A 26,153-nucleotide genomic window follows, 5' to 3' on the forward strand; every position below is an offset into this window, starting at 1 on the left:
CTGTTTAATTTTCAAAGACCATTTTTCTTGTTTTTTCGCTACTCTCTCGCAGCGACAATAGTTATATTATCATAGCCCAAAATCAATGTCAACACCTTTTATTAAAAAATTATGTAATAATATTATTTTTCTTCTCATACATCTATATAAAAGGACTTCTCACTATTTTAATGATGAGTTTCATTCCTTATTATCCTGAATTTAAAAGGAGAAGTGCTTATATGAAAATCAATAAAAAAGAACTATTTCTTTGGGAACTATTAGGGGCTGTATTTATAAGCGTATGCGGAATAACATTGCATTTTACTTATGAACTATCTAACTACAATTTTATTGTTGGATTATTTAGTTCTATAAACGAAAGTTTATGGGAGAGTGTAAAACCTTACTTTTTTTCAATTGTATTTTTTTCTTGTATAGAATATTTTGCTTTTAGCTCTAGCCTTAGTAACTTTTTCACAGCAAAAGTTACTTCAGTTATATTTCTTAGCGCATTTATATTATTTATATTAAATTACACTCAAAGCTTTTTGGGTGGAACAAATTTCTTACTAAATATAATTACTTATGTACTGGGATGTATTGTGGCTCAAATTATTTCTTTTAGAATTCTGATTCTTAACAAGCATTATGCATTAGCAAATTTGATAAGTTTAGTATTTATAATATCACTAACTATATTATTTTTTGCTTTTACATTAAATCCACCAAACTGCAACTTATTTAAAACTCTCAATAAACCTACATTTTATAAATTCATAACCCCTGAGATTATGGCTTAGGCTATAGTCTCTATTTTTTTATAAGGAATGCTAATCAATAATACAGCCTAGGCTGTATTATTGATTAAAATTTTTGTACGTTTATAGCTTGTGGACCTTTTTCTTTTTCAACTATATCAAATGAAACTGACTCCCCCTCATGAAGTTCCTGTCTTCCATTACCCTCTTTTATTTGAGAGTGGTGAACAAATACATCATTTCCTTCATTTGCTGAAATAAAGCCATATCCTCTTTGGGTGTCGTACCATTTAACAACTCCAGTAATCATAAATCTAAAACCTCCAGAAATATATTTCACTAGATAATTTACCCACTTATTTTTTCTTTATCCTCATCTATATCACTTTTCTCTTCAGTTTTCTTTTTAAATATCCCTCTAGACTTTTCAACTATTCCTAATCCCGCTTTAATTATAGTTTCTTTAGGTAATTGATCTCTTTGATAATTGGCTATTGTTATTATAGGTTCTAGTAAGTACATTGTGTCAATATATCCCTGCTTCATTCTCTTCCTTATTCCCGATGAAGAAAAATCTAGTATTTCTGCAAGGTCTCCATCTGCCATATCTCTTGGATATATCTCTATTATTCTAGCTCTAGGAAATTTATATCTATTAACTAATGAATCTTTACTTAAATGAATTATTATGATGATATCAAGTCCTTCTCCATATAATGGTTGAACTGGAACATTGTCAGCCATCCCACCATCTAGATACTTAAACTCCTCTACTTCCTTACTTTCATATATCATCGGAATAGCCGAAGTTGCTAAAAGTATGTTTTTTATACCTTCATCATTATAATCATTTAATTTAAAGTATCTTGGGCTTAAGTCAGGTACAGTGCTACATGTAGCATAACAACTTCTCTTATCTAAACGAATCTTTTCAATGTCCACATATTTATCCATTATTTCTATAAGACCACTTCTAGATATGTTTCCTTGTTCTAACGTAGTTGGTAAGTACTTTTTTACGAAATTCAGATTTCTATTTCCTAAAGTTATAAATATTCCTCGCTTAAGTAAATCTATATTTCCTGTTGGTAGAACCTTATCTTTTGAAATGCTTAGCCACACTTTTTCAGCTAACTCTATATCCCCTTGGAGATACATAACTGCATTTAGTGCTCCTATAGATGTTCCTGATACTCCTTTTACGTATTTATCTATGCCTAACTCTTTTAGCGCTTTCCATGCGCCTATTTGATAAGAGCCTCTAGCTCCTCCCCCTGCAAATACCAATCCTAATTTCATGTGTCTCCTCCTCTCTTTTAGAACTTATCCCTTACTTATAATTATAGCCACTTTTATCACTCTTCTACTATTTATATATGAAATATATTTATTTTTGATAAAAAACCTATTTCCTTTTCTAGCATGTTTTTCTTTTTAACTTTTTAACTTTTTAAATGTTTAACTGTTTTTCTTTTTAAATGTTTTTCTTTTTAAGCATTTAACTTTTTAACTTTTTATTAAACATAATAAAAAGCTATTCTTAGTCTTAATGACTCTGATGAAGCTGAGGAACGCTTCTACAGCAACAAGGTGTTTAACTTTTTAATAAACATAGTATTTTAATGAGTCTAATGAGGCTTGAGAAGGAGCTCCTACATGGCATAGGTTAAAAACAATAAAGAGCCGCAGCACAAAGCTACAGCTCTTTATTGTTTACTTAGTATAGTGTACGTGTAATATTTTCTTGGCTTTACTGCCTCCTTTTTCTCCTAGGTAGTCCTCATATAGTTTTAATATTGCTTCATTTTCATGGGATTTTCTGCGTTCGTGATTTAAATCATCCTTATATATGGCTTCCATCCTCTTCTTAAGAATGTCTCTATCTCCTTTTATATAAGGTTGTCCCCCACCACCTATACATCCTCCTGGGCAGGCCATAACTTCTATGAATTGATATTTTGAGTTTCCAGCATTTATATCCTTCATTACTTTTTCAGCATTTTTAAGAGAGTTTACTACTGCTATATTAATCTCTTTTCCAGCTATGTTAACTGTAGCTTCTTTTACTCCTTGAATTCCTCTTACTTCATTAAAATTCACATTTTCTAAAGTTTCTTTGGTAATCCATTCATATGCACTTCTAAGAGCTGCCTCCATAACGCCTCCGCTGCTTCCAAAGATAACGCCTGCTCCTGAACTTACGCCTAGGGGATTATCAAACTCACCATCTTTTATATTTCTTATATCTAATCCTGCTTCTTTTATCATTGTAGCTAATTCTCTAGTTGTAATAACTAGATCTACATCTTTCATGTTATCTATCATCATTTCTTCTCTATCTGCCTCATTCTTTTTTGCAACACAAGGCATTACAGATACAACAACTATATCTTCTGGATTTATATTAAGCATCTCTGCTAAATAAGTTTTAGTTACTGCTCCTAGCATTTGATGTGGAGATTTACAAGTTGATATTAAATTCATATTTTCTTTAAATTTTATTTCTGCAAATTTTACCCAAGCTGGGCAACAGCTTGTTATTAGTGGTAGGTTTTCATTTTTCTCTAATCTATGAATAAACTCATTTGCCTCTTCCATTATAGTTAAGTCTGCTGCAAAATTAGTATCAAACACCTTATCAAAGCCTAAAGCTTTTAATGCTCCAACCATCTTAGATGTGGTTATAGTTCCTGGTTCTAAATTGAATTCTTCTCCAAGGGCTACTCTTACTGCTGGCGCTGTCTGTACTACTACATACTTTTCTTTATTATCTAACATCTCCCAAACCTTTGGATAAGTTTGAACTTCTGTTAATGCACCTACTGGACATGCAGCTATACATTGTCCACAAAAAGTGCAGTTAGACTCAGTTAATGGTTCATCAAAGAAGGTTGATACTACGGAATCAAATCCTCTTCCTATTGTTGTAAGAAGATTAACTTTTTGAACATCGTTGCAGGCTGTAACACATCTTCTGCATAATATACATTTAGACATATCTCTAACTATTGCAGGTGAGGTTAAATCTAGTTTATGCATAGATATTTCACCTTTATATCTTATCTTTCTTATACCCATATCTGCTGCTAATTTTTGAAGCTCACAGTTAGCATTTTTAACACATTCAAGGCAATCAGTTGGGTGATCTGATAATAGTAACTCAATCATCATTTTTCTAGCATTTAATGCTCTTGGAGAATTGGTTCTAACTACCATCCCATCTGAAACCTCAGTGCAACATGCTGGGACTAGCTTCTTTCTGTTTTCCAGTTCAACCATACATACTCTACAGGTACCTTTACAATTTTTTGTTTCACCATCTTGCATAACCATATGGCATAATGTAGGTATTGTTATATCTAATTCTTTAGCAGCATCTAGAAGCATTGTACCTTTTTCTACTTCTATGCTTTTATCATTAAGAATAATTTTTACTTTATCCATAATACTTCCCCCTATACCATTATTACCGCTTTAACTGGACATTCATTAAAGCAAGTTCCACATTTTATGCACTTATCTATATCTATTTCATGTTTTTCTTTAACCTTACCCTTAATGCAATGTACAGGACAATTTCTAGCGCACTTAGTACAGCCAATACAATTATCTTCTATTGTATAAGTAAGCAAGTTTTTACAAACCTTAGACGCACATTTTTTATTAACTATATGATCCATATATTCATTAGTAAAATAATTCATAGTACTTAATACTGGGTTTGGAGCTGATTGTCCAAGTCCACATAGGGATGTATCTTGAATTATTTCTGATAAATCTCTTAATGCACTTAGATCCTCTCTACTACCTTTACCATCAGTTATTCTATTTAGTATTTCTAGTAATCTTTTATTACCTACTCTACAAGGTGTACATTTACCACAGGACTCATCAACTATAAATTCCATGTAGAATTTTGCAATGTCTACCATGCAGTTATCTTCATCCATTACGATCATTCCACCAGAACCCATCATTGAACCTATTTCTAATAGAGTTTCATATTCAATAGGCGTGTCAATTAAAGATGCAGGTATACATCCACCAGATGGACCTCCACTCTGTACTGCTTTTAGAGCTTTTCCATCTTTTATTCCTCCACCTATTTCATATATTATCTCTCTTAAAGTTATTCCCATAGGCACTTCAACAAGTCCCACATTATTAATCTTCCCAGCTAAAGCAAAAACTTTAGTTCCTGTAGATTTTGGGGTTCCTATAGATGCGTACCATGAACCTCCGTTATTTATAATAGGAGCTATGTTTGAAAATGTCTCAACATTATTTACACAAGTCGGTTTTAACCACAATCCTTTTTCTGAAGTTCTAGGGGGTTTCATTGTAGGTTCCCCTCTCATTCCTTCTATAGAATGTATTAAGGCAGTAGCCTCTCCACATACAAAGGCTCCAGCTCCATATTTTATTTCAATATCGAAGTTAAAGTTACTTCCTAATATATTTTCTCCTAATAAGCCTGCATTTTTTGCTTGTGAAATAGCAATCTTTAATCTATGAACAGCTAAAGGATATTCAGCCCTTATATATACAAATCCCTTGCTTGATCCTATAGAATATCCGCATATAGCCATAGCTTCTATTACACTGTGTGGATCACCTTCTAATATAGCTCTATCCATAAATGCGCCTGGATCACCTTCATCAGCATTACAAATTACGTATTTTGTATCATTATTAGCTCTTTTTGTTGCTTCCCATTTCCTGCCTGTAGGGAAACCTCCGCCTCCTCTACCTCTAAGCCCTGATATTTTCACCTCATTAATAACTTCATCTTGAGTCATTTCCGATACAGCTTTCCCAAGTGCTTGATATCCTCCGCTAGCTATGACTTCCTCAATGTTTTCAGGATCTATTATCCCGCAGTTTCTTAGTGCGATTCTATTTTGTTTTTTATAAAATGGCATTTCTTCTTGAGACAACAACTTTATTTTTGTTTCTGGATCTTCATATAATAATCTTTGAACTATATTCCCTTCTAATAGATGACTAAAAACTATTTCCTGAACATCTTTTTCTGTTACCTGAGTATAAAATATATTGTCTGGTTGTATATGCATAATTGGGCCTCTAGCACAGAATCCAAAACATCCTGTAGCTATGACTTTAACGCTGTCTTTAAGACCAAGTTTCTCTATATTTTCATTAAGTGCATTTATTATTTCATCTGAGCCAGATGATTTGCAGCCTGTCCCTCCACAAACCATTATGTTTCTTTCTTTTACTAATTCAGTTCTCATTCCTCTTGATTTTCTTAAGTTTAATTTATGTGCGTATTTATTTTTCAAATCAATTAATTCACTATAATTGTTTATGATCTCCATCTTTATCAAACTCCTCACAACTCTTTAGAATGTTTATTACTTCTGATTTAGAAAAGTGTCCATATACCTTATTGTTAATAGATACTACAGGAGCTATTCCACATGCACCAACACATCTTAAAGTATCTAATGTAAAAAGACCATCCTCGGTAGTTTCGCCTTCTTTAATAGACAGCTGGGATTTAAATTCTTGAAGTATATCTCCCGCACCTCTAACAAAACACGCTGTTCCTGTACATACACTTACAACAAATTTTCCTTTAGGTTTTGTTGAGAAGTAAGAGTAGAATGTAACAACTCCATAAACTTGTGATGGCGGAATACCTAATCTTTTTGCAATAAATACTTGAGTTTCTTCACTGACATAACCATATAATTCTTGGGCTTTATGAAGTACAGGTATTAGGGCAGCTTCATCGCTATTTTGTGTTTCAATAAATCTGTCCAGATCTTTGAATTTAGAACTTGTCTTACAATCACACATATTGTTTCTTCCTTTCATTATTTAATGCTAATAATTTAACAATGATATCTTAATTTTACACCCTCTTCCATATGTATACAATATAAATTGTTAGAATATTATCAATATTTAGAATAGACAATATTTTCTGTTTTTTGCACATAAAAAAAAGCCAAGAGTCTTATATTACGACTCTTGACTATTAAATTCTTTTTATTTATTTCTGTTATGACCTATATAATCCATTATTATTAATGCTGTATCCTCTATGGCTCTTTGTGTAACATCTATAGTTTTGCAACCAACTTTTCTCATTATTTTATCTGCAAATTCAAATTCCTCTAAAACTCTTGCATCCCCTGCATATTCTATACTTGAGGATATTCTATGAAATTTATCTAATCTTCTTTTTCTTATTTCAATAAGTTGAAGTGGATTTATAGTTAATCCAAAAACCTTTTTCTTATCTACTTGATAAAGTTCTTCTGGAACTCCTACCTCTGGAACTAATGGTATATTTATAGCTTTTATGCCTTTGTTTGCTAAGTACATACATAAAGGAGTTTTTGAGGTTCTTGATAATCCTAATAATACAACATCTGCATTTTTTAAGCCTCTATAATCCTTACTATCATCATATTGCATTGCAAATTCCATAGCTTCAATTCTCTTGAAATATACCTCATCAGTTTTCCACATAGCTCCCGGATTGTAGTCCGGTAAGGTATTAATTATATTTGATGCTACATTTATTATAGGACCTAATACATTTATTATATTAATATTTCTCTCTACACACTTTTGAGTCAAAAATTCTCTTACATTTACTGTTATAACCGTAGATATGACCATACATTGATCGCAACAAGCATCTATAGTTTTTATAACATCATCTACATCCTCTAATGTCTTTACATATGGTATTCTCTTAACTTCAACTTTTTCTTTAAACTGACTTGCTGCTGCATTTGCTACTTGTGCTGCAGTTTCACCTATAGAATCTGATATTGCATACATTGTTAACATATTTAAGCACTCCTTTTATACCCTATATTATTCCTATATAATCCTATAATATCTCAATTTTCTGAAAATTTCTACCTAAAATCCTTTAACTGTTTTAATATATCCATTTAGTGATTTGTGATATAATATCATAAGATATGATTCTGTTAGGTTGTTATGAAAAAACAGCTTAACATTTCGTAGAATTACTCGTTCTTTGAAAATTATATAAGTTTGAATAAATTTTTGTATGGCAAATAAGCCTACAAAAAGTTAGATTTTTGCAGGTTAATCAAAAATATTAAGTTGAGATTAAGCAGCGACAAACCAAGAGTTACGAGCAATGCTATTGCTAGCGAAGCCTGCAACTTCAGCAGGTGTGAGATTATTTAATGAACCATGAGGCCTAATGAAATTATAGTGAAAGACAAATAAGTATATTAAGTTATTTGCTTTCTCAAAAGAGTTAAACCCTTTTTTAGCTTTATACCAAGCTTTAAATGTTTTGTTAAAAGACTCAATTAAATTGTTTGATATGTCGCTAGACATAGGAGCAACAGGCACATGCTTGTTTTCGCCCAATAGCTTCGCTACAGCTTGGTTATATGAAGGTAGTCTATCAGTTATAAAGTTTGATGGCATTCCAAATTGTTTAGCTTGGTTTACTAGTGTAAATGCTGAATCCTCACTACGTGATTTGGTTAGATGAGAGGCTAAAATAAATCTCGTTTCAGAGTCAATAGCTAACCATAAATAATAGCGTTCACCATTTATAAACACCACTGTTTCGTCAGCATGCCAATCGTCAGATTGGAGATCTAGCTGCTCTTTAAACTTATCAGCTTTTTGTTTGAAAAAAGGTGCAAACTTTTGAGTCCAACTAGCTATTGTGACATGAGAAACCTTTATATTTGAAGTTACGAAAAGAAACTGTGAAATAGTTCTTGTTGATGAGTTGTTTAAAAAATATAAAGTTAATGCAGTCAAAATAGTATGGAGTGGAAAACGCATACCTTTCATAGAAAGGGAACCGGTTAGGTTTTCACTGGAGGCATCATCTATATTTAGGTTATGGTGATGAACAATGACATGATTGCACTTCTTATTACCACATTTATAACGATTATAGTGTTTATAGATGTGATGCAAGAAAGTTGCTTTACCACACTTTGGACATCTTGGATATTTAGATGTTACCCGCTTTCTGACGGAGTCAGGTGCGAATTGTCGCTTACACTTTTTACATTGATATTTTTGATTAGCCTGCTTATCTAAACCAAACTTATATAGTTGGTCAGAGTTACAACGAGGACATTTTACTTTTGTTTTGTTCATTGCGCTTCTCCTTTCAAGGGGGACATTTAGTTCTAGTCAAACTTATTGTATTTCCTAGGATTGAGAAGAGCAATGTTCATATAACTTAACAGAACGTAAGATATAAATGGGAGGATTTTTTATGAAAAAAGAAAAACTTATAGCAATAGGTGTATTGCCTGTAATGTGGCTTGCCTATTTTTTATTTGAACTAGTAACTGGAAGATTAACCGATTCCTACAGTATTGTTATGAATCTTCTTATAACGATATTATTCGCTTTAACAGGTTATATAATATATAAAATAGGTATAAATCACAAAAATGGCTTTTCAGCTAAAGTCCTTTTGCTAATATTTGGAATAATATTTTTAATTGATCAAGGTCTCAAACTTATCATTAAACTATATTTTTTCCATAAAGAATTTACTATTATAAAAGACTTTTTATACTTTTCACCTATAATTAATACTGAAGGTTCTTGGTTAAATGCACGTTTTGGTGCAGGTGTAAGCTTTAATTTATTAATTGTACTGAATGTTCTAGCCCTACTTTTTTTCATTGAGATTTATAGATATTATAGTTTCAAAGGAAATAAAGATTTTTGGGGTGATATGTGTTTTGTTTTCTTAATAGCAGGATGTTTATGTTCCTTAATAGATAAGGTATTCTATGGAGGAAGTTTAGATTTTATAGGTATAAGTAATTTATTTATAGCTGATTTTAAGGATATCTATATCAACCTATCAATATTATTTTTATTTTTAGGTATGTACATAAACGGATATTTAACTAGCGAAGAAGATAGTACAATAAAAGAAGATATTGAAGGAGTAAAAGATTTTTTTGTTTTTATTTTAAAGGATTTGAGATTAGTTAAGTAATAATTTAAGATAATTAGGAAATAATTTCATATATACGACATGAAAGGAAGTATATTATGAACAATAAAAATTACAAAAGAATTCCTTCTCATATTGGAATTATTCCTGATGGAAATAGACGTTGGGCTCAAAGTAATAATAAAGAAAAACATGAAGGTTATGAGTTTGGTGTTGAACCTGGTATTAAATTATATGATACTTGCTTAAGCTTAGGAGTTAAAGAGTTAACCTTTTATGGATTTACAACTGATAATACTAAAAGACCATCTTCTCAAACCAAAGCTTTTCAAAAAGCATGTGTAGACGCGGTATTTTCTCTAGTTAATAAAGATGCTAATATATTAGTTGTTGGAAATAGTGATTCACCTGTTTTCCCTAAAGAATTGCTTCCTTACGCTAATAAGCGTGTTAATTTTGGAAATGGACTTATTAATGTAAACTTCCTTATTAATTATGGATGGAGTTGGGATCTAAACTATTGCCTAACAGATAAAAGTAGAAGTAAAAAAACTTCAGAGATAATAAATTCTTTAGCTTCATCTGAAATATCTAGAATTGATTTAATTATAAGATGGGGTGGAAGAAGGAGGCTCAGTGGATTTCTTCCTGTTCAGTCTGTTTACTCTGATTTTTATATAATAAATGATTATTGGCCTAATTTTAAAACTGATCATATATATGACGCATTAAATTGGTATGATACTCAAGATATAACCTTAGGTGGCTAAAATAATAAGGATGATGCAAAACTAATTTTAATTAATTCTGCATCATCCGTATAATCTATATCTATTTTCTAAAGTAATTCTTTTATCTTTCCTTCTAAGCTTAATGGAGTTGTAGTTGGTGCATATCTGTCAATAACATTACCATTTTTATCTACTAGAAACTTAGTAAAGTTCCACTTAATGCTTTTTCCTAATATTCCACCTGTTTGTTCTTTTAAATATTTAAATACAGGATGAGTATTTTCTCCATTAACATCAACTTTTTCAAATACATCAAAGGTTACTCCATAGTTTATTTCACAAAAGTTCTTTATCTCTTCATTACTACCCGGCTCTTGTTTTCCAAACTGATTGCAAGGAAATGCCAAAACTTTTAACCCTTGATCTTTATATTTTTTATGCAATTCTTCTAGTTCTTTATATTGAGGCGTAAACCCACATTTACTTGCAGTATTAGCTATTAATAACACCTCACCCTTAAACTCTTCAAAATTTCTCTCTTTTCCCATTGAATCTACAGCTTTAAAATCATATATATTCATCCTAACCAACCTCTCCTTATAAAATTAAATTGTGTACAATTAAATTTTATAACTTTTGTATTTCAATGTCAATAAAAAAAATAAAACCAGAATGATATCATTCTGACTTTATTATTTCTAACTTATATTAATCTATTCAACTATTACCGCAGTTCCAGAAACTGTTACCATTAACATACCTGAACTAGCTCCTAAAACCTCATAATCTACATCAATTCCTATAACTGCATTTGCACCCATTGAAGCAGCTCTTCTCTTTAGCTCTTCCATAGCTTCTCTTCTAGCATTTATAAGCTCATCTTCATATGTTTTAGATCTTCCACCTACTAAGTCCCTTATTCCTGCCATAAAGTCCTTTACAAAGTTTACTCCAGTGATTACTTCTCCGAATGTTACTCCCAAATACTCCTTTACTACTTTTCCCTCAATATTATTAGTTGTTGTTACTATCATAATACCCTCCTATGATTTTCAATAACTCTTTAAGAGTTATTTATTACTCTTATTAATGTTATTATATCATCACTAATTCCATTGTCAATACCTTTCTATAAGTATATGTAATTTATTATTTTATATAATAAAAAGACATCCTTACGAATGCCTTTTTAAAAAATTATCCTAGAAATTCTTAGCTACTGCAACAACATCTGCTTTCGCTTTATCAAATATTTCTTCTGCTCTATCAGGATTTTGAGCAATTCCTTCAACATGGAATACACTAACATCTTCTATTCCTACAAAGCCTGCTACTACTTTAATATAGTTTGAACCATGCTCAAGATTTTCTATTGGTGTCTCAGAGAATTTAGTTCCGCTAGCTTGAATGTTTAATAACTTTTTACCTTTCAATAAACCTACAGGTCCATTTTCAGTATACTTAAATGTTTTTCCAGCTATACATATAGCATCTATATATGCTTTAACCATTGGTGGTATTGAGAAGTTCCATAATGGTGTTACAAATACATATTTGTCTGCTTCCATAAACTGATCAACTATTTCACCTAATCTTATTATTTTATTCTTTTGACTTTCTGATAGACTTTCAAAAGCTTCACCTTTAGCTAAAGAGTCCCATGCATTAAACACTTCTTTATCTAACATTGGTATATTATCTTCATATAAATCAATCTCTATGATTTCATCTTCTGGGTTAGCCCCTTTATACTCATTTAAAAATATTTTTCCTACTTGTAATGACTTTGATTTTTCCTCTAATTGTGCGTTTCCTTTAATATATAATACTTTACTCATTTCTATCTCCTTTATGAACATAATTGATAATTGTTTTCACTTACTTTATGTAAGTATATTATCAAATTTCACATGCTTTTGTCAAGTAATAAAAAAAGAAATGCACTGTAAAATTCTACAATGCATTTCTTTTTTAGTTATTAGAATAATTTAATCCCCATATGATTCCGTTTATGTCAGTAACTACGGCATGATAAGCTCCCCAGAAAGTTTTTTGTAATTCAAACTTTACAGTTCCCTTGTCTTTTAATAGTGCGTATATTTTATTTATTTCTTCTTCATTTTCTAATTCAAGTAATATATTTACGTTTTTACTATCGTGTTCTTCACTTAATATATCAACTAAATATATTATGCAGTTTTCATTAATATGTAACTCAGAATGAATGATTTTACCCTCTTTACCTTTAAACATAGGGTTTCCGTCAGCTAATTGAACATTTTTTATTTCTCCACCAAAGATCTCTTTGTAATACTCTAATGCCTCTTTGCAGTTATCTACAAAAATTTCCGGAATAATATTTTTCATTTTTTTAGCTCCTTTGCCATATCAAATTACTTAATTATATATTAACAAAGCTCGTCCTATTAATCAATAATTCATCATTTATTTACATAATCAATAAAAATATGCTACATTATTTAATCTTTTATTGAGTTTATTTTTATATAATTTAAAAAAGAGAGAAATCTAATCATAAAATTTAGATTTCTCTCTTTACTTATTATTCTGCTAAATAGCTATCTACTTCTTTAGCTACAGCTCTACCTTCATTTATAGCCCATACTACTAAGGACTGACCTCTTCTTGAGTCTCCAGCTGCAAAAACTTTATCTACATTTGTTCTAAAGTTTCCATAACCTGCTTTAACATTAGTTCTTGCGTCTAATTCAACTCCGAAAGCATTTGAAACATAGTCTTGAGTTCCTAAGAATCCCATTGCTAATAATACTAGCTCAGCTTTCCATTCCTTTTCGCTACCTGGTACTTCTACAGGAACAAAAGCACCTTTATCATTTTTTTCCCATTTAACATCTACAGTGTTAACCTTTGTCAGATTTCCTTCGCTATCTCCTTCAAAACTCTTAACATTTATAGCATATTTTCTAGGATCTTCTCCATATTTTGCTTCAAATTCTTGTTGACCATAATCAACTTTAAGAATTCTTGGCCATTGTGGCCATGGATTATTATCAGCTCTTTCCAAAGGTGGTTTATTCATAATTTCAAATTGTACAAGAGATTTACATCCATGTCTTAATGAAGTTCCCACACAGTCTGTTCCAGTATCTCCACCACCAATAACTATTACATTTTTGTCCTTTGCTGAAATAAAGTTGCCATCGCTTAAGTTAGAATCTAATAAGCTCTTAGTGTTAGCTCTTAAGAAATCTACTGCAAAATGTATTCCATTAAGCTCTCTTCCAGGTGCTTTTAAATCTCTTGGATTTGAAGCACCTGTAGCTAGAACTACAGCATCAAAGTTATTTAGAATATCTTCTGCTCTATAGTCATCTCCTACATTAGCATTAGTTACAAATTCTACTCCTTCTTCCTTCATCAAGTTAACTCTTCTATCTATAACAGATTTATCAAGCTTCATGTTTGGAATTCCATACATAAGAAGTCCACCTATTCTATCGTGTCTTTCAAACACAACTACATTGTGACCTCTCTTATTTAATGAGTCAGCTGTTGCAAGTCCTGCTGGACCTGAACCTATTACAGCTACTTTTTTACCGCTTCTTACTTTTGGAGGTTCTGGTTTTATTAAACCCTCCTCAAATGCTCTATCAATAATTGATCTTTCATTCTCTTTTATTGTAATAGCTGGTCCGTTTATACCTGCTGTACATGCCGCTTCACATGGTGCTGGACATACTCTTCCTGTAAATTCAGGAAAGTTATTTGTCTTTAAAAGACGTTTAAGTGCTAGTTTCCATTTTCCTCTATAAATAAGGTCATTCCACTCAGGTATAAGATTATTTATAGGACATCCTGAAACCATACCATTTATCAATATTCCTGATTGACAAAATGGTATTCCACAATCCATACATCTTGCACCTTGCTTTTCTTGTTGTTCCTTAGGTAGGAGTTTATGAAATTCTTCGAAGCCTTCCAACCTTTCTATAGGATCAATGTTTTTACCTTCTTCTCTTTCAAATTCTAAAAATCCTGTTGGTTTTCCCATAATACTTCCTCCCTCCTACTTGTTAATCCTAGTATTTTCATAAAATGCAGCTATTAAAGCTTCTTCACCTTTAAGCCCTTGCTTTTCTTTCTCTTTTACAATAGAAAGCATTCTCTTATAGTCGTGAGGCATAATCTTATGGAATTTAGGTAAAAACTCATTAAAGTTTTCTAATATTGATTTTCCTTTATTAGATCCAGTAGCTTCTACGTGTTCTTCAATCAAACCTTTAAGCTCTTCTATATCTTCTTCACCTAACTCTTCTACTGCAATCATTTGTAAGTTAACTTTGTTTTTAAAGCTTTCATCTTCATCAAGAACATAAGCAACTCCACCACTCATACCTGCACCAAAGTTTAGTCCTGTTGATCCTAAGATAACAGCTCTACCCCCAGTCATGTACTCGCAACCATGATCACCTACTCCTTCAACTACTGCCGTAGCTCCAGAGTTTCTTACACAGAATCTTTCTCCTGCTATACCATTTATAAATACTTTTCCAGAAGTTGCTCCATATAAAGCAACATTTCCTATTATTATATTCTCTTCAGCTTTAAACTTACTATCTTTTGAAGGATAAACTACAAGCTTACCACCTGATAATCCCTTACCTAAGTAGTCATTAGAATCTCCTTCTATTTTTAAAGTAAGTCCCTTAGGTACAAAGGCACCAAAACTTTGTCCTCCAGATCCGTTACATTTTATACTTATAGTATCCTCTGGAAGTCCTTGAGAATCATATTTTCTAGTTATCTCTGAACCTAATATAGTTCCTAAGGTTCTATTTATATTAGTTATATCAACTTCTATATCAACTTTATTTCCATTCTCTAAGGCATCTTTAGCTAACTTCAAGAATAATTCACTATCTAAAACTTCATCTAATTTATGAGAATAAGCTTTGTCTGCCTTAAAGCTTATAGCCTTACCTTTTTCTAATTGTGGAGCATTTATGATTGAATTTATATCAACCTTCTTTGCTTTCCATCCTTTAACATCTTCCTTAGCTTTTAACTTATCGAATCTACCAACCATTTCATCGATGCTTCTAAAGCCAAGTTTAGCCATGTATTCTCTTAACTCTTCAGCTATGAATCTCATGAAGTTAACTACGTATTCAGGCTTTCCAGCAAATCTTTTTCTTAGCTCTTCATTTTGAGTTGCTATACCTACTGGACATGTATCTAAATTACATACTCTCATCATTACGCAACCTATAACTACTAATGGAGCTGTAGCAAATCCAAATTCTTCTGCACCTAATAAAGCTGCAATAGCTACATCTTTACCAGTCATAAGTTTACCATCAGCTTCAACTACTACTCTTTCTCTAAGGTTATTCATAACTAGAGTTTGATGAGCTTCTGCAAGTCCAAGTTCCCATGGTAATCCTGCATGTTGAATAGATGTTCTTGGTGATGCACCAGTTCCTCCATCATAACCTGATATTAGAATAACATCTGCTCCACCTTTAGCAACTCCAGCTGCTATAGTTCCAACTCCACCTTCAGAAACAAGTTTAACAGATACTCTTGCTCCTGTATTAGAGTTTTTAAGGTCATATATTAACTGTGCTAAATCTTCTATTGAATATATATCATGGTGTGGTGGTGGCGATATTAAACCAACCCCTGTAGTTGATCTTCTAGTTTTAGCAACCCATGGGTATACCTTACTAGCTGGAAGTTGCCCACCTTCACCTGGTTTTGCTCCTTGAGCCATTTTTATTTGTAATTCTTTAGCATTTACTAAGTATTCTGAAGTAACTCCAAATCTACCTGATGCTACTTGTTTTATAGCTGAATTTCTAGAATCTCCATTTTCATCTAGTATCCATCTTTCTGGATCTTCTCCACCTTCACCAGTATTAGATTTTCCACCTAATCTGTTCATAGCTATAGCTAAAGTTTCATGTGCTTCTTTAGATATAGAACCATAAGACATAGCACCAGTTTTAAATCTCTTAACTATTGAATCCACTGACTCTACTTCATCTAAAGGTACTGATACCCCTGAGTAATCAAAATCAATTAATCCTCTTAATGTTAATGTACTTTCCTCTTGGTTTAATAAAGAAGTATATTCTTTAAACAATCTATAATCAGCTGTTTTAGCAGCTTCTTGAAGCTTGTGGATTGTTAGTGGATTATACATATGCTCTTCTTGATTGCTTCTAAACTTGTGGCTTCCCACTGAGTCTAAAGTTAAATCTAGAGTAAGTCCTCTCTTATCAAATGCAGTTGCATGTCTTAATTCAGCTTCTTTTTGTATATCCTTTATCTCTATTCCACCAATTCTACTTATAGTATTGGTGAAGTATTTATCTATTACCTTGTCTGCAATTCCTAGAGCCTCAAATATTTGTGCTCCTTGGTAAGATTGTATAGTAGATATACCCATTTTAGATAATATCTTAACTATTCCCTTAAGTATTGCTTTATTAAAATGGTAGACACCTTTTTCATAAGGAATTTCTAATAACTCTTCCTCAATAAGTTCTCTTATAGATTCATATGCTAAATATGGATTTATAGCTGAAGCTCCAAAACCTAATAACGTAGCAAAATGATGTATTTCTCTCGGTTCTCCGCTTTCAAGTATAAGCGCTAAGGATGTTCTTGCACCCTTTCTTACTAAATGATGATGAAGAGAGGATACTGCTAGTAGTGATGGAATTGAAATATTATCTTTATCTACTCCTCTATCACTAAGGATTAATACATTGTATCCATCCTCATATGCTTTATCAGCCTCATTAAATAAACCTTCCAAAGCTTCTTCTAAAGCATTTTCACCCTTATTTTTATCAAACAATATACTTAAAGTCTTAACTTTAAAGCCTTCTCTATTTATATTTTTAATTTTTAGAAAGTTTTCATTTGATAATATTGGGGAACTAAGTTTTATTTGTCTACAATTTTCTTTAACATCCTCTAATAAGTTTCTTTCTGTACCTAAGAAAACATCTGTAGCTGTAACTATTTCTTCTCTTATAGCATCTATTGGTGGGTTAGTAACCTGAGCAAATAGTTGCTTGAAATAATTGAATAATGGCTGAGGTTTTTCTGATAATACAGCAAGTGGCGTATCTATACCCATAGCGCCTAAAGCTTCTTCCCCTGCTTCTGCCATCTTTAAAATATTATTCTTTAAATCTTCATAAGAATAACCAAAAGATTTCTGAAGCTTCGCTCTTTCTTCTGGTTCTATAGCCTCATCCTTAACTTCTATATCATCAATGTCTTCTATATTTATAAGATTTTCTTTTAACCATTCTCCATAAGGATTTTCCTTAGCATATTTATCTTTTAATTCCTTATCATCTATTAATTCACCCTTTACAGTATCAACTAATAGCATTTTTCCTGGAGTTAGTCTATTTTTCTCAACTACCTTATGTGGCTCAACATCTAATACTCCTACTTCAGATGAAAGTATTAAATAATCATCATCTGTTACATAATATCTAGCTGGTCTAAGTCCATTTCTATCTAGAACTGCACCTAATTTTTCTCCATCAGTAAATACTATTGCAGCAGGACCATCCCATGGTTCCATCATAGTAGCATAATATTCATAAAAATCTCTTTTTTCCTTACTCATAGTTTCATTTTTAGCCCATGGTTCAGGAATAGCCATCATTACAGCTTTTGGCAAGTCTCTACCATTCATTAATAAGAATTCTAAGGTATTATCTAAAATGGCTGAATCTGATCCTTCACGATCTATTATAGGCAACACCTTACCTAAATCTTCACCTAAGTATTTTGAGACAAGTTTTGCTTCTCTTGAGTGAACTTTATTTACATTACCTCTTAATGTATTAATTTCCCCATTGTGTATCATATATCTGTTAGGATGTGCCCTTTCCCAGCTTGGGAATGTATTAGTACTATATCTTGAGTGTACTAAAGCTAAAGATGATTCTACTTTAGCATTTCCTAGATCTCTATAGAAATCCTTAAGCTGAGTTGCTAAAAGCATCCCTTTATAAACTATTGTTCTAGAAGAAAAAGATGGAATGTAGAAAGTCTCTCCATGAAGCAAAGTATCTTTAAGAGCCTTTTTCTCAACTTTTCTTCTAACTACGTATAATTTTCTTTCGAAGTCTATACCCCTATTAACTTCTTCTGGTTTTTCAACAATTGCTTGAAGTATGTATGGCATACAAGAAAGCGCAGTTTCCCCTAAATCCTTAGAATTTACTGGCACCTTTCTCCACGCTAACAATTTAAGCCCCTCTTCTTTAAGTGTCTCTTCAAAAAGAGTTTTTGCTTCTATCCTCATAGTTTCCTTCTGAGGTAGGAACACCATTGCTACTGCATAATCTCCTGCTTGTGGCAGAATTACTCCAAGTTTTTGGGCTTCTTGTTTGAAGAATCTATGTGGTATTTGAAATAATACTCCCGCACCATCTCCTGTGTTTTCTTCTGAACCTATTCCACCCCTATGTTCCAAGTTGATTAAAATATTTAGAGCATCCTCTAAAACCTTATGTGTTTTTATTCCTTTAATATTAGCAACTGCACCAATTCCGCATGCATCATGCTCAAAGCTAGGATTATATAATCCCATTTTCTCTGGATAATTTTTGTGCATATATAGCCCCCCCTTAGTTTATTAATATCGCCTTTGATATCATTGTAGGAACAAACAGCGAGTAACTATATCATAAAATATAGCACTCGCAAAATCAATTAAAAAATAAGTTAAATTGTTGGGGTTTACTGGTAAAGAAAGTTAAGTTTCTTGGGCAAGAATTGCCTTTGCAACTTCACTCATCTTTTGTCCATTATTCATACTTGTCTTCTGAATGTATCTAAAAGCTTCCTTTTCAGAAAGTCCTTTATTCGTCATTAAGATTCCCTTTGCTTTTTCAACAAGCTTCCTATCTTCAATGCTGTGTTCTAACTTCTCAACTTGTTCTCTAAGCTTCATTATTCTTCTTTGACTTTGAAAGATTAAATCTACAGCATTTAATAGAACTGGCTTAGATATAGGATTACTTATGCAATATATATCCGTTTCTTCTTGAACGAAGGATTTGTAGGGTTCATTTACTATAGCCAAGAATCCGCATATATCACCTAGATTACTACTAATATCTATAATTGTCATTTCAGAAAGCTTATAACTCATTATTATTAAGCTAGGAGATTCTTGCATGGCTCTTCTTATTAAATCATTAGCTGAGGTACATACTCCAAGCACCTCGTATCCTTCATTTCTTAAAATAATCTCTACCTTTTTAGCTGTATCAATATTGTTTAAGGCTATAATTATTCCTCTGCGAAAGTCCATGGCAAACTCACCTTTTTTCTGATTAATATTTCTTGATATAGTTGTCAATTTCCCATTGATGAACACTTATAGCATAATCTTTATATTCAGAGGATTTAGCCTTTAAATAAGTATTAAATGCATGTTCACCTAATGTTTTTCTCACCAATTCACTTTCTTTCATATATCTAATAGCTTCTTCTAAGCTTCCTGGTAACGAATCTATTCCTTCTGCTTCTCTTTCATCTTCATTCATCTTGAATATATTCTTTTCAGCAGATGGTGGAGGTGTAAGATCCTTCTTTATTCCTTCTAGTCCAGCTGCAAGTAATGTAGCTAATACTAAATATGGATTTGAGCTTGGATCTGGACATCTTAATTCTACTCTTGTTCCAGCGCCTCTTGAAGCTGGTACTCTTACTAGACATGTTCTGTTGCTTCCAGACCATGCTATATAAACTGGTGCTTCATAACCTGGAACTAATCTTTTATATGAGTTAACTAAAGGATTAGTTATAGCTGCTATCCCCTTAATATTATCAACAAGACCTGCTATAAAGCTGTATGCTGTTTTACTTAATCCTAATTCTCCATTTTCATCAACAAAAGCATTTTTTCCATCTTTACTTAAAGACATATTAACATGCATTCCTGAACCATTAATTCCATATACAGGTTTAGGCATGAATGTAGCATGCACTCCGTGTCTTTGAGCTATTGTTTTAACAACTAATTTAAAAGTCATTATATTATCAGCTGTTGTAAGTGCATCTGCATATTTAAAATCTATTTCATGTTGTCCTGCTGCAACTTCATGGTGAGATGCTTCTATCTCAAAGCCCATTTCTTCTAAGGCAAGACTCATATCTCTTCTAGCATTTTCTCCTAAATCTACTGGTCCTAAGTCAAAGTATCCAGCTTCATCGTGAGTTACAGTAGTAGGTTCACCTTTTTCATCTGTATTAAATAAGAAGAATTCACATTCTGGTCCAACATTCATGCTGTAACCTAACTCTTCAGCTTCTTTTAATACTTTCTTTAATATATTTCTTGGATCTCCTTCAAATGGAGTTCCGTCTGGTCTATAAACATCACAAATTAATCTTGCAACTTTACCTTGTTGAGGTCTCCATGGGAAAATAACGAATGTATCTAAATCTGGTCTAAGATACATGTCTGATTCTTCTATTCTTACAAAACCGTCTATAGAAGATCCATCAAACATACACTCATTATTTAAAGCCTTTTCAAGTTGACTATCAGTTATCGCAACATTTTTAAGTGTTCCAAATAAGTCAGTGAATTGAAGTCTTATAAATTTAATACCATTTTCTTTAACGATATTAATAATATCCTCTTTAGAATATTTTGCCATAATATACTCCCCTTTTCGCATTTATTATTTGCAAAATTACATATGCAATAAAACGGCGCACTACTAGAAATACTTTTAAAAATTTGTAAGTAACTCTGTAGAACACCGTTGTTCGACTAAATCTTGTTAATATTATATTCTCATACTATTAAAAAATCAACTGTTATTTTTTGTTTTGTTTAAATTTATTATTCTAACCGTATACTTTTGATAATATGCATCTGATTTCATTAATAATATGTTAATACCATACCTATTTAAAGTTATGATACCATATTATTTAATATACATTCACTTACTGAATCAACTACATAATCTACGTGTTCTTTTAAACTTTCCTCTGAACTAGTAAAAGTAAAGGAATTTCCTGCGACTTTAAACATTGATAAATCATTCCATGAGTCTCCTATAGAGTAAACTCTGCTAGCATCTATTATCTCTTTCTTCATAATCATTTCCAAGGCATTTCCTTTTGAACAGCCTACCTTAACTATATCTATATATCTAGTATTTCTATAAGCTACAAGATATGCCCCATACTTTTCATTAATATCATCACAAACTTCTTTAATATAGGCTGCATCTTTCCCCTCAAACTCAAAACAAAGTAAGGATACCTTATCATCACCTAACTCTACTAAGGTTTCTATACTTTTCATGCTAGGAACCTTAAAATTTTCAAAGCCCTTACCTACTATATAAGTAGTAAATCCAGTTTCTAGAGCCACCCCAGTAGTTCTATGTCTAAAATCCTTTATAACTGAATCACATATATTTAAATCTAACTCCTCGCTATGCATTAGATTTAAATCCTTATCAAAAATAAGTGCTCCATTTAGTAGAATAAAATAGTCAGCTGTTATATCATATTTACTTTTCAAAAACTCTACTCCATTGTAGGGTCTTCCAGTAGTAATTGCTATAGCGTGTCCTAGTTCTTCTAGTTTTTTTACAGCCTTAATATTATCATCTGTAATATCAAAACCCTCTACTAAAGTTCCATCTAAATCAGTAGCTAGCATTTTTCGCATCAACCATACCCCTTATCTTACAGTATTTTATTAGTTTTAATTATAACATACACCATAACTAAATATCATTAGTTTCGTTATTAAACTGGCTAAAGTACATATTGTAATATACACCTTTTTTATCTAATAGTTCATAATGATTTCCACTTTCTAAAATCTCACCATTTCCAACAACAAGTATATTGTCCGCGTCTCTAATAGTGCTTAACCTATGAGCTATAATAAAGCTAGTTCTTCCCTTCATTATATTTAACATACCCTTTTGAACCTGCTTTTCTGTACGAGTATCAACGCTACTTGTTGCCTCATCTAAAATCAATATAGAAGGTTTAGATAACATAGCTCTAGCAATAGTTATAAGTTGCCTTTGTCCTTGACTAAGGTTGCTTCCCCCTTCTACAATTTTAGTTTCATATCCTTCTGGAAGCCTTTTTATAAAACTATCTGCGCAGGCCAATTTAGCAGCTTTTTCTATTTCCTCATCTGTAGCCTTTGGATTTCCATAACGTATATTATCTTTTATACTTTCACTAAATAGATAAGTATCTTGAAGTACTATACCAAATATATTCCTCAAACTGTCTCTCGTATATTTACGTATATCTTCTCCGTCTATTAATATACTTCCATCCGTAACCTCATAAAATCTAGTAAGTAAACTTATTATTGTGGTTTTTCCCGCTCCTGTAGCTCCAACTAAAGCAGTAGAACTTCCCTCCTTAGCACTAAAGCTGATATTTTTTAATACACTTATATCTTTTGAATATCCAAAACTCACATTTTTGAATACAACTTCACCCTTAGGATTTATTATTTCCTTAGATTCCTCTCTATCCACACTTTCTGCATTTTCATCTAAAATTTCAAATACCCTCTCAGCTCCAGCCACTGCTGATTGCAAATTATTAAATATACTCGCCAAATCATTTAAGGGTCTAGAGAATTGTCTTGAATAACTTAAAAAACTGGCTATTAATCCTACAGTTATAATTCCCTTAACCGCAAGTATCCCTCCAACAGAAGCTACTGCCATAAACCCTATATTATTTATTACATTCATAATAGGCATTAAAAATCCTGACCAAATCTGAGCCTTTAATCCAACCTCACAAAGTCTATCATTAATCCCCCTAAAGGAATTCATAGCTTCTTTTTCACGATTAAAAGCCTTCACTATATCTATTCCTGATATGGTTTCCTCTATATATCCATTTAAATTTCCAAGCTCAACTTGTTGCTTCTTAAATAAAACCTTAGTTTTGCTAGCTATAATTTTTGTTAATCCTCCTACTAAAGGCACAGTTATTAAACTTGCAAGTGTTAAAATCGGGCTTAAAATAAGCATCATTATAAATGACCCTGATATTGTTATTACTCCAGACATTAACTGAGTTGTTGAACTAGAAACAGTACTACTTACATTTTCAATATCATTCGTAAGTCTGCTCATAACTTCTCCATGGCTGTGAGTATCAAAAAAGCTTATAGGTAGCTTATGCAGTTTAGAAAATAAATTCACCCTTAACTTTCTAACAATTCCTTGTGATATTTTTGCCATGATTCTACCCTCGACAATGTTTATTCCTCCGCTAACTATATAAGAAATAAGTAAAACAAATATCACTATTATTAAACCACTTGAATTTTTAGTCCCCTGAAAATCTGCCATATAATCAACAGCTTTACCTATTAGATATGGTGCCATAAGTCCTATAAAGCTATCTATTATTATTAAACTAAATATAAATACAAGAGATCTTTTCTCACTAGAAATATATCCAAAAAGCCTTTTTAAAGTTTTCTTAAAATTCTTAGGTTTAGCTTTAGGAGCAAATCTATCCATGCCTTTTGTAGTTCTTCTTCCAGATATATTTATGGAAGGTATTTCGTCTATCTTCTTATTTTTTTCTCCCATTATATTAACTCCTTCCCAATCTGAGAATTAAATATATCCTTATACACACTGCAACCATCCATAAGTTCCTCATGAGAACCTAAACCCACTATCTCTCCATCATCAAGTACCAATATATTATCAGCTTCCATTACTGAAGTTATTTTTTGAGATATTATTATAGTAACTAAGTCTTTTGAGAACTTCTTTAATCCTTCTTTTATTTTCTTTTCAGTAGTAACATCTACTGCACTAGTTGAATCATCTAATATCAATATATGAGGTTTCTTAATTAACGCCCTAGCTATTGATATTCTCTGTTTTTGTCCTCCAGAAAGATTTACTCCACCTTGACCTAATTTTGTATCATATCCTTCTGCCTGTTTTAATATAAATTCATGAGCCTCTGCTAATGAAGCTGAATTTATAACCTCAGCCATATCAGCCTCAGCCTTCCCCCACCTTATATTGTCTACTATACTTCCTGTAAATAATAAAGACGCCTGAGGAACTATAGAAATCCTATCTCTTAAACTTTCCATAGAAATATTCTTTATATCAACTCCGTTGATTTTTATCTTTCCTTTAGTAACATCATAAAATCTAAGGAGTAATTTAACTAAAGTACTCTTCCCTGAGCCTGTAGACCCTATTATTCCTAAAAGCTCTCCAGAATTAATAGTAAGGCTGATATTTTTAAGCGCAGCTTCTCTAACTCCCCCACTATAAGTGAAGCTTACATCTTCAAAACTTATTTGTAGTTCTCCCTTTTTAACCTCTTCATTCCCATTTTCTATAGTTGGTTCTTGATCAAAAACTTCAACTATTCTCTCAGAAGATGCTCTGGCTTTAACAAACATATTAAACACAAAGGTCATGGTCATAAGAGAAGACAGTATTTGGGTCATATAATTTATAAATGCCATAACTGCTCCGACCTGTATACTGCCGTTATTTATCTTTATATTACCCAGCCAAAGCACTGCTATTATTCCAATATTAACTGTAGCCGTAATAGTTGGACTAAATATAGCTATAGTCTTCATAGCCTTAGTAGAAATATTAAAAAGTTCATCATTTTTTTTACCAAATCGTTCTTCTTCGTATTTAAACCTATTAAAAGCTTTAACAACTCTGACCCCGGATAAATACTCTCTTATATTACTATTAACATTATCCAAAGATTTTTGTATCTTTCTAAAATTAGGATATCCTATCCTCATATTTAAAATTATTATCCCAATAACGAGTGGAATTATTATTAAAAATATTACTGATAAAGATAAATTTAATCTAGCAGCCATTATTAAACTTCCTATACATAGCATAGGCGCCTTAACAAAAACTCTCATCATTCCATTTACAAACATCTGCACCTGATTAACATCATTAGTAAGTCTAGTAACTAATGAAGCTTTATCAAAATTATCTATATTATCAAAGGAAAAACTTTGAATCTTCTCATACATATCAACTCTTAAATCTCTCCCAAACTTTTGAGATACATGACTTGCTATTATACTCCTCATAGTAGCTCCTATAGCTCCCATAAGAGTTACTCCAAACATAATCAGCGTATTTACTAAAACATAATCCATATTTCTACTAGCAACACCTTCATCAACTATCTTTGACATTATAGTTGGCTGCATAAGATCACAGATGGCCTCTATGGATAGAAAAAATAGGGCTACAACAAATGGTTTTTTATATTTTTCTATATACTTCTTATAATGCTTCAAAAACTTCATCTCCATCTTTATTTAAATAAACAAACCGTTTAATATAAATTATAACTCAACCTCATGGAAAACTATGCCTAATTTTTAAAACTTGCTTTATTTTTAATATAAAATCAGCTTAAGTTTCAACTACTTTTCTATTTTTCTACTTTTCTATTTTTCTACTTTTCTACTTTTCTACTTTTCTATTTAAGTACTTAACTTCTTATTAGACATAATTATCAATTAAAATGAATTTAATGAGGCTTGAAAAGAAGCCTCTACAGTAATAAAGTGCTTAACTTCTTAATAAACATAATACTAACAAAAATGAATCGAGTAGGTGAACCTCAGAAAATAAAATTCTGAGGTCTTTCCTCTCACAG

General features: G+C 31.8%; 21 protein-coding genes. 3 read left to right on the plus strand and 18 right to left on the minus strand.

The window, feature by feature from the left end:
• Positions 1–221: 221 nt before the first annotated feature.
• Complete coding sequence (locus B3N22_RS16215; RefSeq protein WP_286908728.1) at positions 222–782, plus strand: DUF6512 family protein; 561 nt, start codon at positions 222–224, stop codon at positions 780–782.
• A gap of 64 nt (positions 783–846) precedes the next feature.
• On the opposite strand, the gene B3N22_RS16220 is transcribed toward B3N22_RS16215, so the two are convergent.
• The 7 genes from B3N22_RS16220 to B3N22_RS16250 all read right to left on the minus strand — a co-directional run bounded on the left by B3N22_RS16220 (position 847) and on the right by B3N22_RS16250 (position 8,882).
• The gene (locus tag B3N22_RS16220) at positions 847–1,050 is read right to left on the minus strand and encodes a cold-shock protein (protein ID WP_021803816.1); all 204 of its coding nucleotides are present in this window, start codon (positions 1,048–1,050) and stop codon (positions 847–849) included.
• A 38-nt stretch (positions 1,051–1,088) separates the two neighbouring features.
• On the minus strand, positions 1,089–2,039 hold the full coding sequence (locus B3N22_RS16225; protein ID WP_286908729.1) for a patatin-like phospholipase family protein: 951 nt from the start codon (positions 2,037–2,039) through the stop codon (positions 1,089–1,091).
• Positions 2,040–2,453: 414 nt separating this feature from the next.
• A complete protein-coding gene (locus B3N22_RS16230; RefSeq protein ID WP_286908730.1) occupies positions 2,454–4,184 on the minus strand; it encodes an NADH-dependent [FeFe] hydrogenase, group A6 in 1,731 nt (576 codons plus the stop codon).
• 11 nt (positions 4,185–4,195) lie between these two features.
• On the minus strand, positions 4,196–5,995 hold the full coding sequence (locus tag B3N22_RS16235; RefSeq protein WP_414632238.1) for an NADH-ubiquinone oxidoreductase-F iron-sulfur binding region domain-containing protein: 1,800 nt from the start codon (positions 5,993–5,995) through the stop codon (positions 4,196–4,198).
• A gap of 61 nt (positions 5,996–6,056) precedes the next feature.
• On the minus strand, positions 6,057–6,563 hold the full coding sequence (locus B3N22_RS16240; RefSeq protein WP_238907269.1) for an NADH-quinone oxidoreductase subunit NuoE family protein: 507 nt from the start codon (positions 6,561–6,563) through the stop codon (positions 6,057–6,059).
• A gap of 192 nt (positions 6,564–6,755) precedes the next feature.
• Positions 6,756–7,568: a pyruvate, water dikinase regulatory protein gene (locus B3N22_RS16245; RefSeq protein WP_286908732.1), complete on the minus strand. Its 813-nt coding sequence runs from the start codon at positions 7,566–7,568 to the stop codon at positions 6,756–6,758.
• A 291-nt stretch (positions 7,569–7,859) separates the two neighbouring features.
• The gene (locus B3N22_RS16250) at positions 7,860–8,882 is read right to left on the minus strand and encodes an IS6 family transposase (protein ID WP_286908733.1); all 1,023 of its coding nucleotides are present in this window, start codon (positions 8,880–8,882) and stop codon (positions 7,860–7,862) included.
• A 121-nt stretch (positions 8,883–9,003) separates the two neighbouring features.
• Between B3N22_RS16250 and B3N22_RS16255 the strand changes: the two genes are divergently transcribed.
• A complete protein-coding gene (locus tag B3N22_RS16255; protein WP_286908734.1) occupies positions 9,004–9,744 on the plus strand; it encodes a signal peptidase II in 741 nt (246 codons plus the stop codon).
• Positions 9,745–9,800: 56 nt separating this feature from the next.
• Positions 9,801–10,472: an undecaprenyl diphosphate synthase family protein gene (locus B3N22_RS16260; RefSeq protein ID WP_286908735.1), complete on the plus strand. Its 672-nt coding sequence runs from the start codon at positions 9,801–9,803 to the stop codon at positions 10,470–10,472.
• Positions 10,473–10,540: 68 nt separating this feature from the next.
• Here the strand turns inward: B3N22_RS16260 and B3N22_RS16265 are convergent, their stop codons facing one another.
• The 11 genes from B3N22_RS16265 to B3N22_RS16315 form a co-directional block, all read right to left on the minus strand.
• Positions 10,541–11,014: a glutathione peroxidase gene (locus tag B3N22_RS16265; protein ID WP_286908736.1), complete on the minus strand. Its 474-nt coding sequence runs from the start codon at positions 11,012–11,014 to the stop codon at positions 10,541–10,543.
• Positions 11,015–11,146: 132 nt separating this feature from the next.
• Entirely contained in the window at positions 11,147–11,467 is a 321-nt protein-coding gene (locus B3N22_RS16270) for a heavy metal-binding domain-containing protein (protein WP_021803823.1), read from the minus strand.
• 168 nt (positions 11,468–11,635) lie between these two features.
• Positions 11,636–12,271: an FMN-dependent NADH-azoreductase gene (locus B3N22_RS16275; RefSeq protein ID WP_286908737.1), complete on the minus strand. Its 636-nt coding sequence runs from the start codon at positions 12,269–12,271 to the stop codon at positions 11,636–11,638.
• A 133-nt stretch (positions 12,272–12,404) separates the two neighbouring features.
• Entirely contained in the window at positions 12,405–12,800 is a 396-nt protein-coding gene (locus tag B3N22_RS16280; protein ID WP_286908738.1) for a VOC family protein, read from the minus strand.
• Positions 12,801–12,996: 196 nt separating this feature from the next.
• Complete coding sequence (locus B3N22_RS16285; protein ID WP_286908739.1) at positions 12,997–14,466, minus strand: glutamate synthase subunit beta; 1,470 nt, start codon at positions 14,464–14,466, stop codon at positions 12,997–12,999.
• 15 nt (positions 14,467–14,481) lie between these two features.
• Entirely contained in the window at positions 14,482–19,065 is a 4,584-nt protein-coding gene (gene gltB, locus B3N22_RS16290; protein ID WP_286908740.1) for a glutamate synthase large subunit, read from the minus strand.
• Positions 19,066–19,206: 141 nt separating this feature from the next.
• Positions 19,207–19,767, minus strand: a complete 561-nt coding sequence (locus B3N22_RS16295) for an ANTAR domain-containing response regulator (RefSeq protein WP_021803828.1) — start codon at positions 19,765–19,767, stop codon at positions 19,207–19,209.
• A 22-nt stretch (positions 19,768–19,789) separates the two neighbouring features.
• Positions 19,790–21,121: a type I glutamate--ammonia ligase gene (gene glnA / locus B3N22_RS16300; protein ID WP_286908741.1), complete on the minus strand. Its 1,332-nt coding sequence runs from the start codon at positions 21,119–21,121 to the stop codon at positions 19,790–19,792.
• A gap of 263 nt (positions 21,122–21,384) precedes the next feature.
• Positions 21,385–22,152: an HAD-IIB family hydrolase gene (locus B3N22_RS16305; protein WP_286908742.1), complete on the minus strand. Its 768-nt coding sequence runs from the start codon at positions 22,150–22,152 to the stop codon at positions 21,385–21,387.
• A gap of 58 nt (positions 22,153–22,210) precedes the next feature.
• A complete protein-coding gene (locus B3N22_RS16310; RefSeq protein ID WP_286908743.1) occupies positions 22,211–24,067 on the minus strand; it encodes an ABC transporter ATP-binding protein in 1,857 nt (618 codons plus the stop codon).
• The gene (locus tag B3N22_RS16315) at positions 24,067–25,797 is read right to left on the minus strand and encodes an ABC transporter ATP-binding protein (protein WP_286908744.1); all 1,731 of its coding nucleotides are present in this window, start codon (positions 25,795–25,797) and stop codon (positions 24,067–24,069) included. Before B3N22_RS16315 ends, B3N22_RS16310 begins: the two co-directional genes overlap by 1 nt.
• Positions 25,798–26,153: the final 356 nt, after the last annotated feature.

This window comes from Clostridium sp. UBA1652, from assembly GCF_002320975.1.
Lineage (GTDB): Bacteria > Bacillota > Clostridia > Clostridiales > Clostridiaceae > Clostridium_T > Clostridium_T intestinale.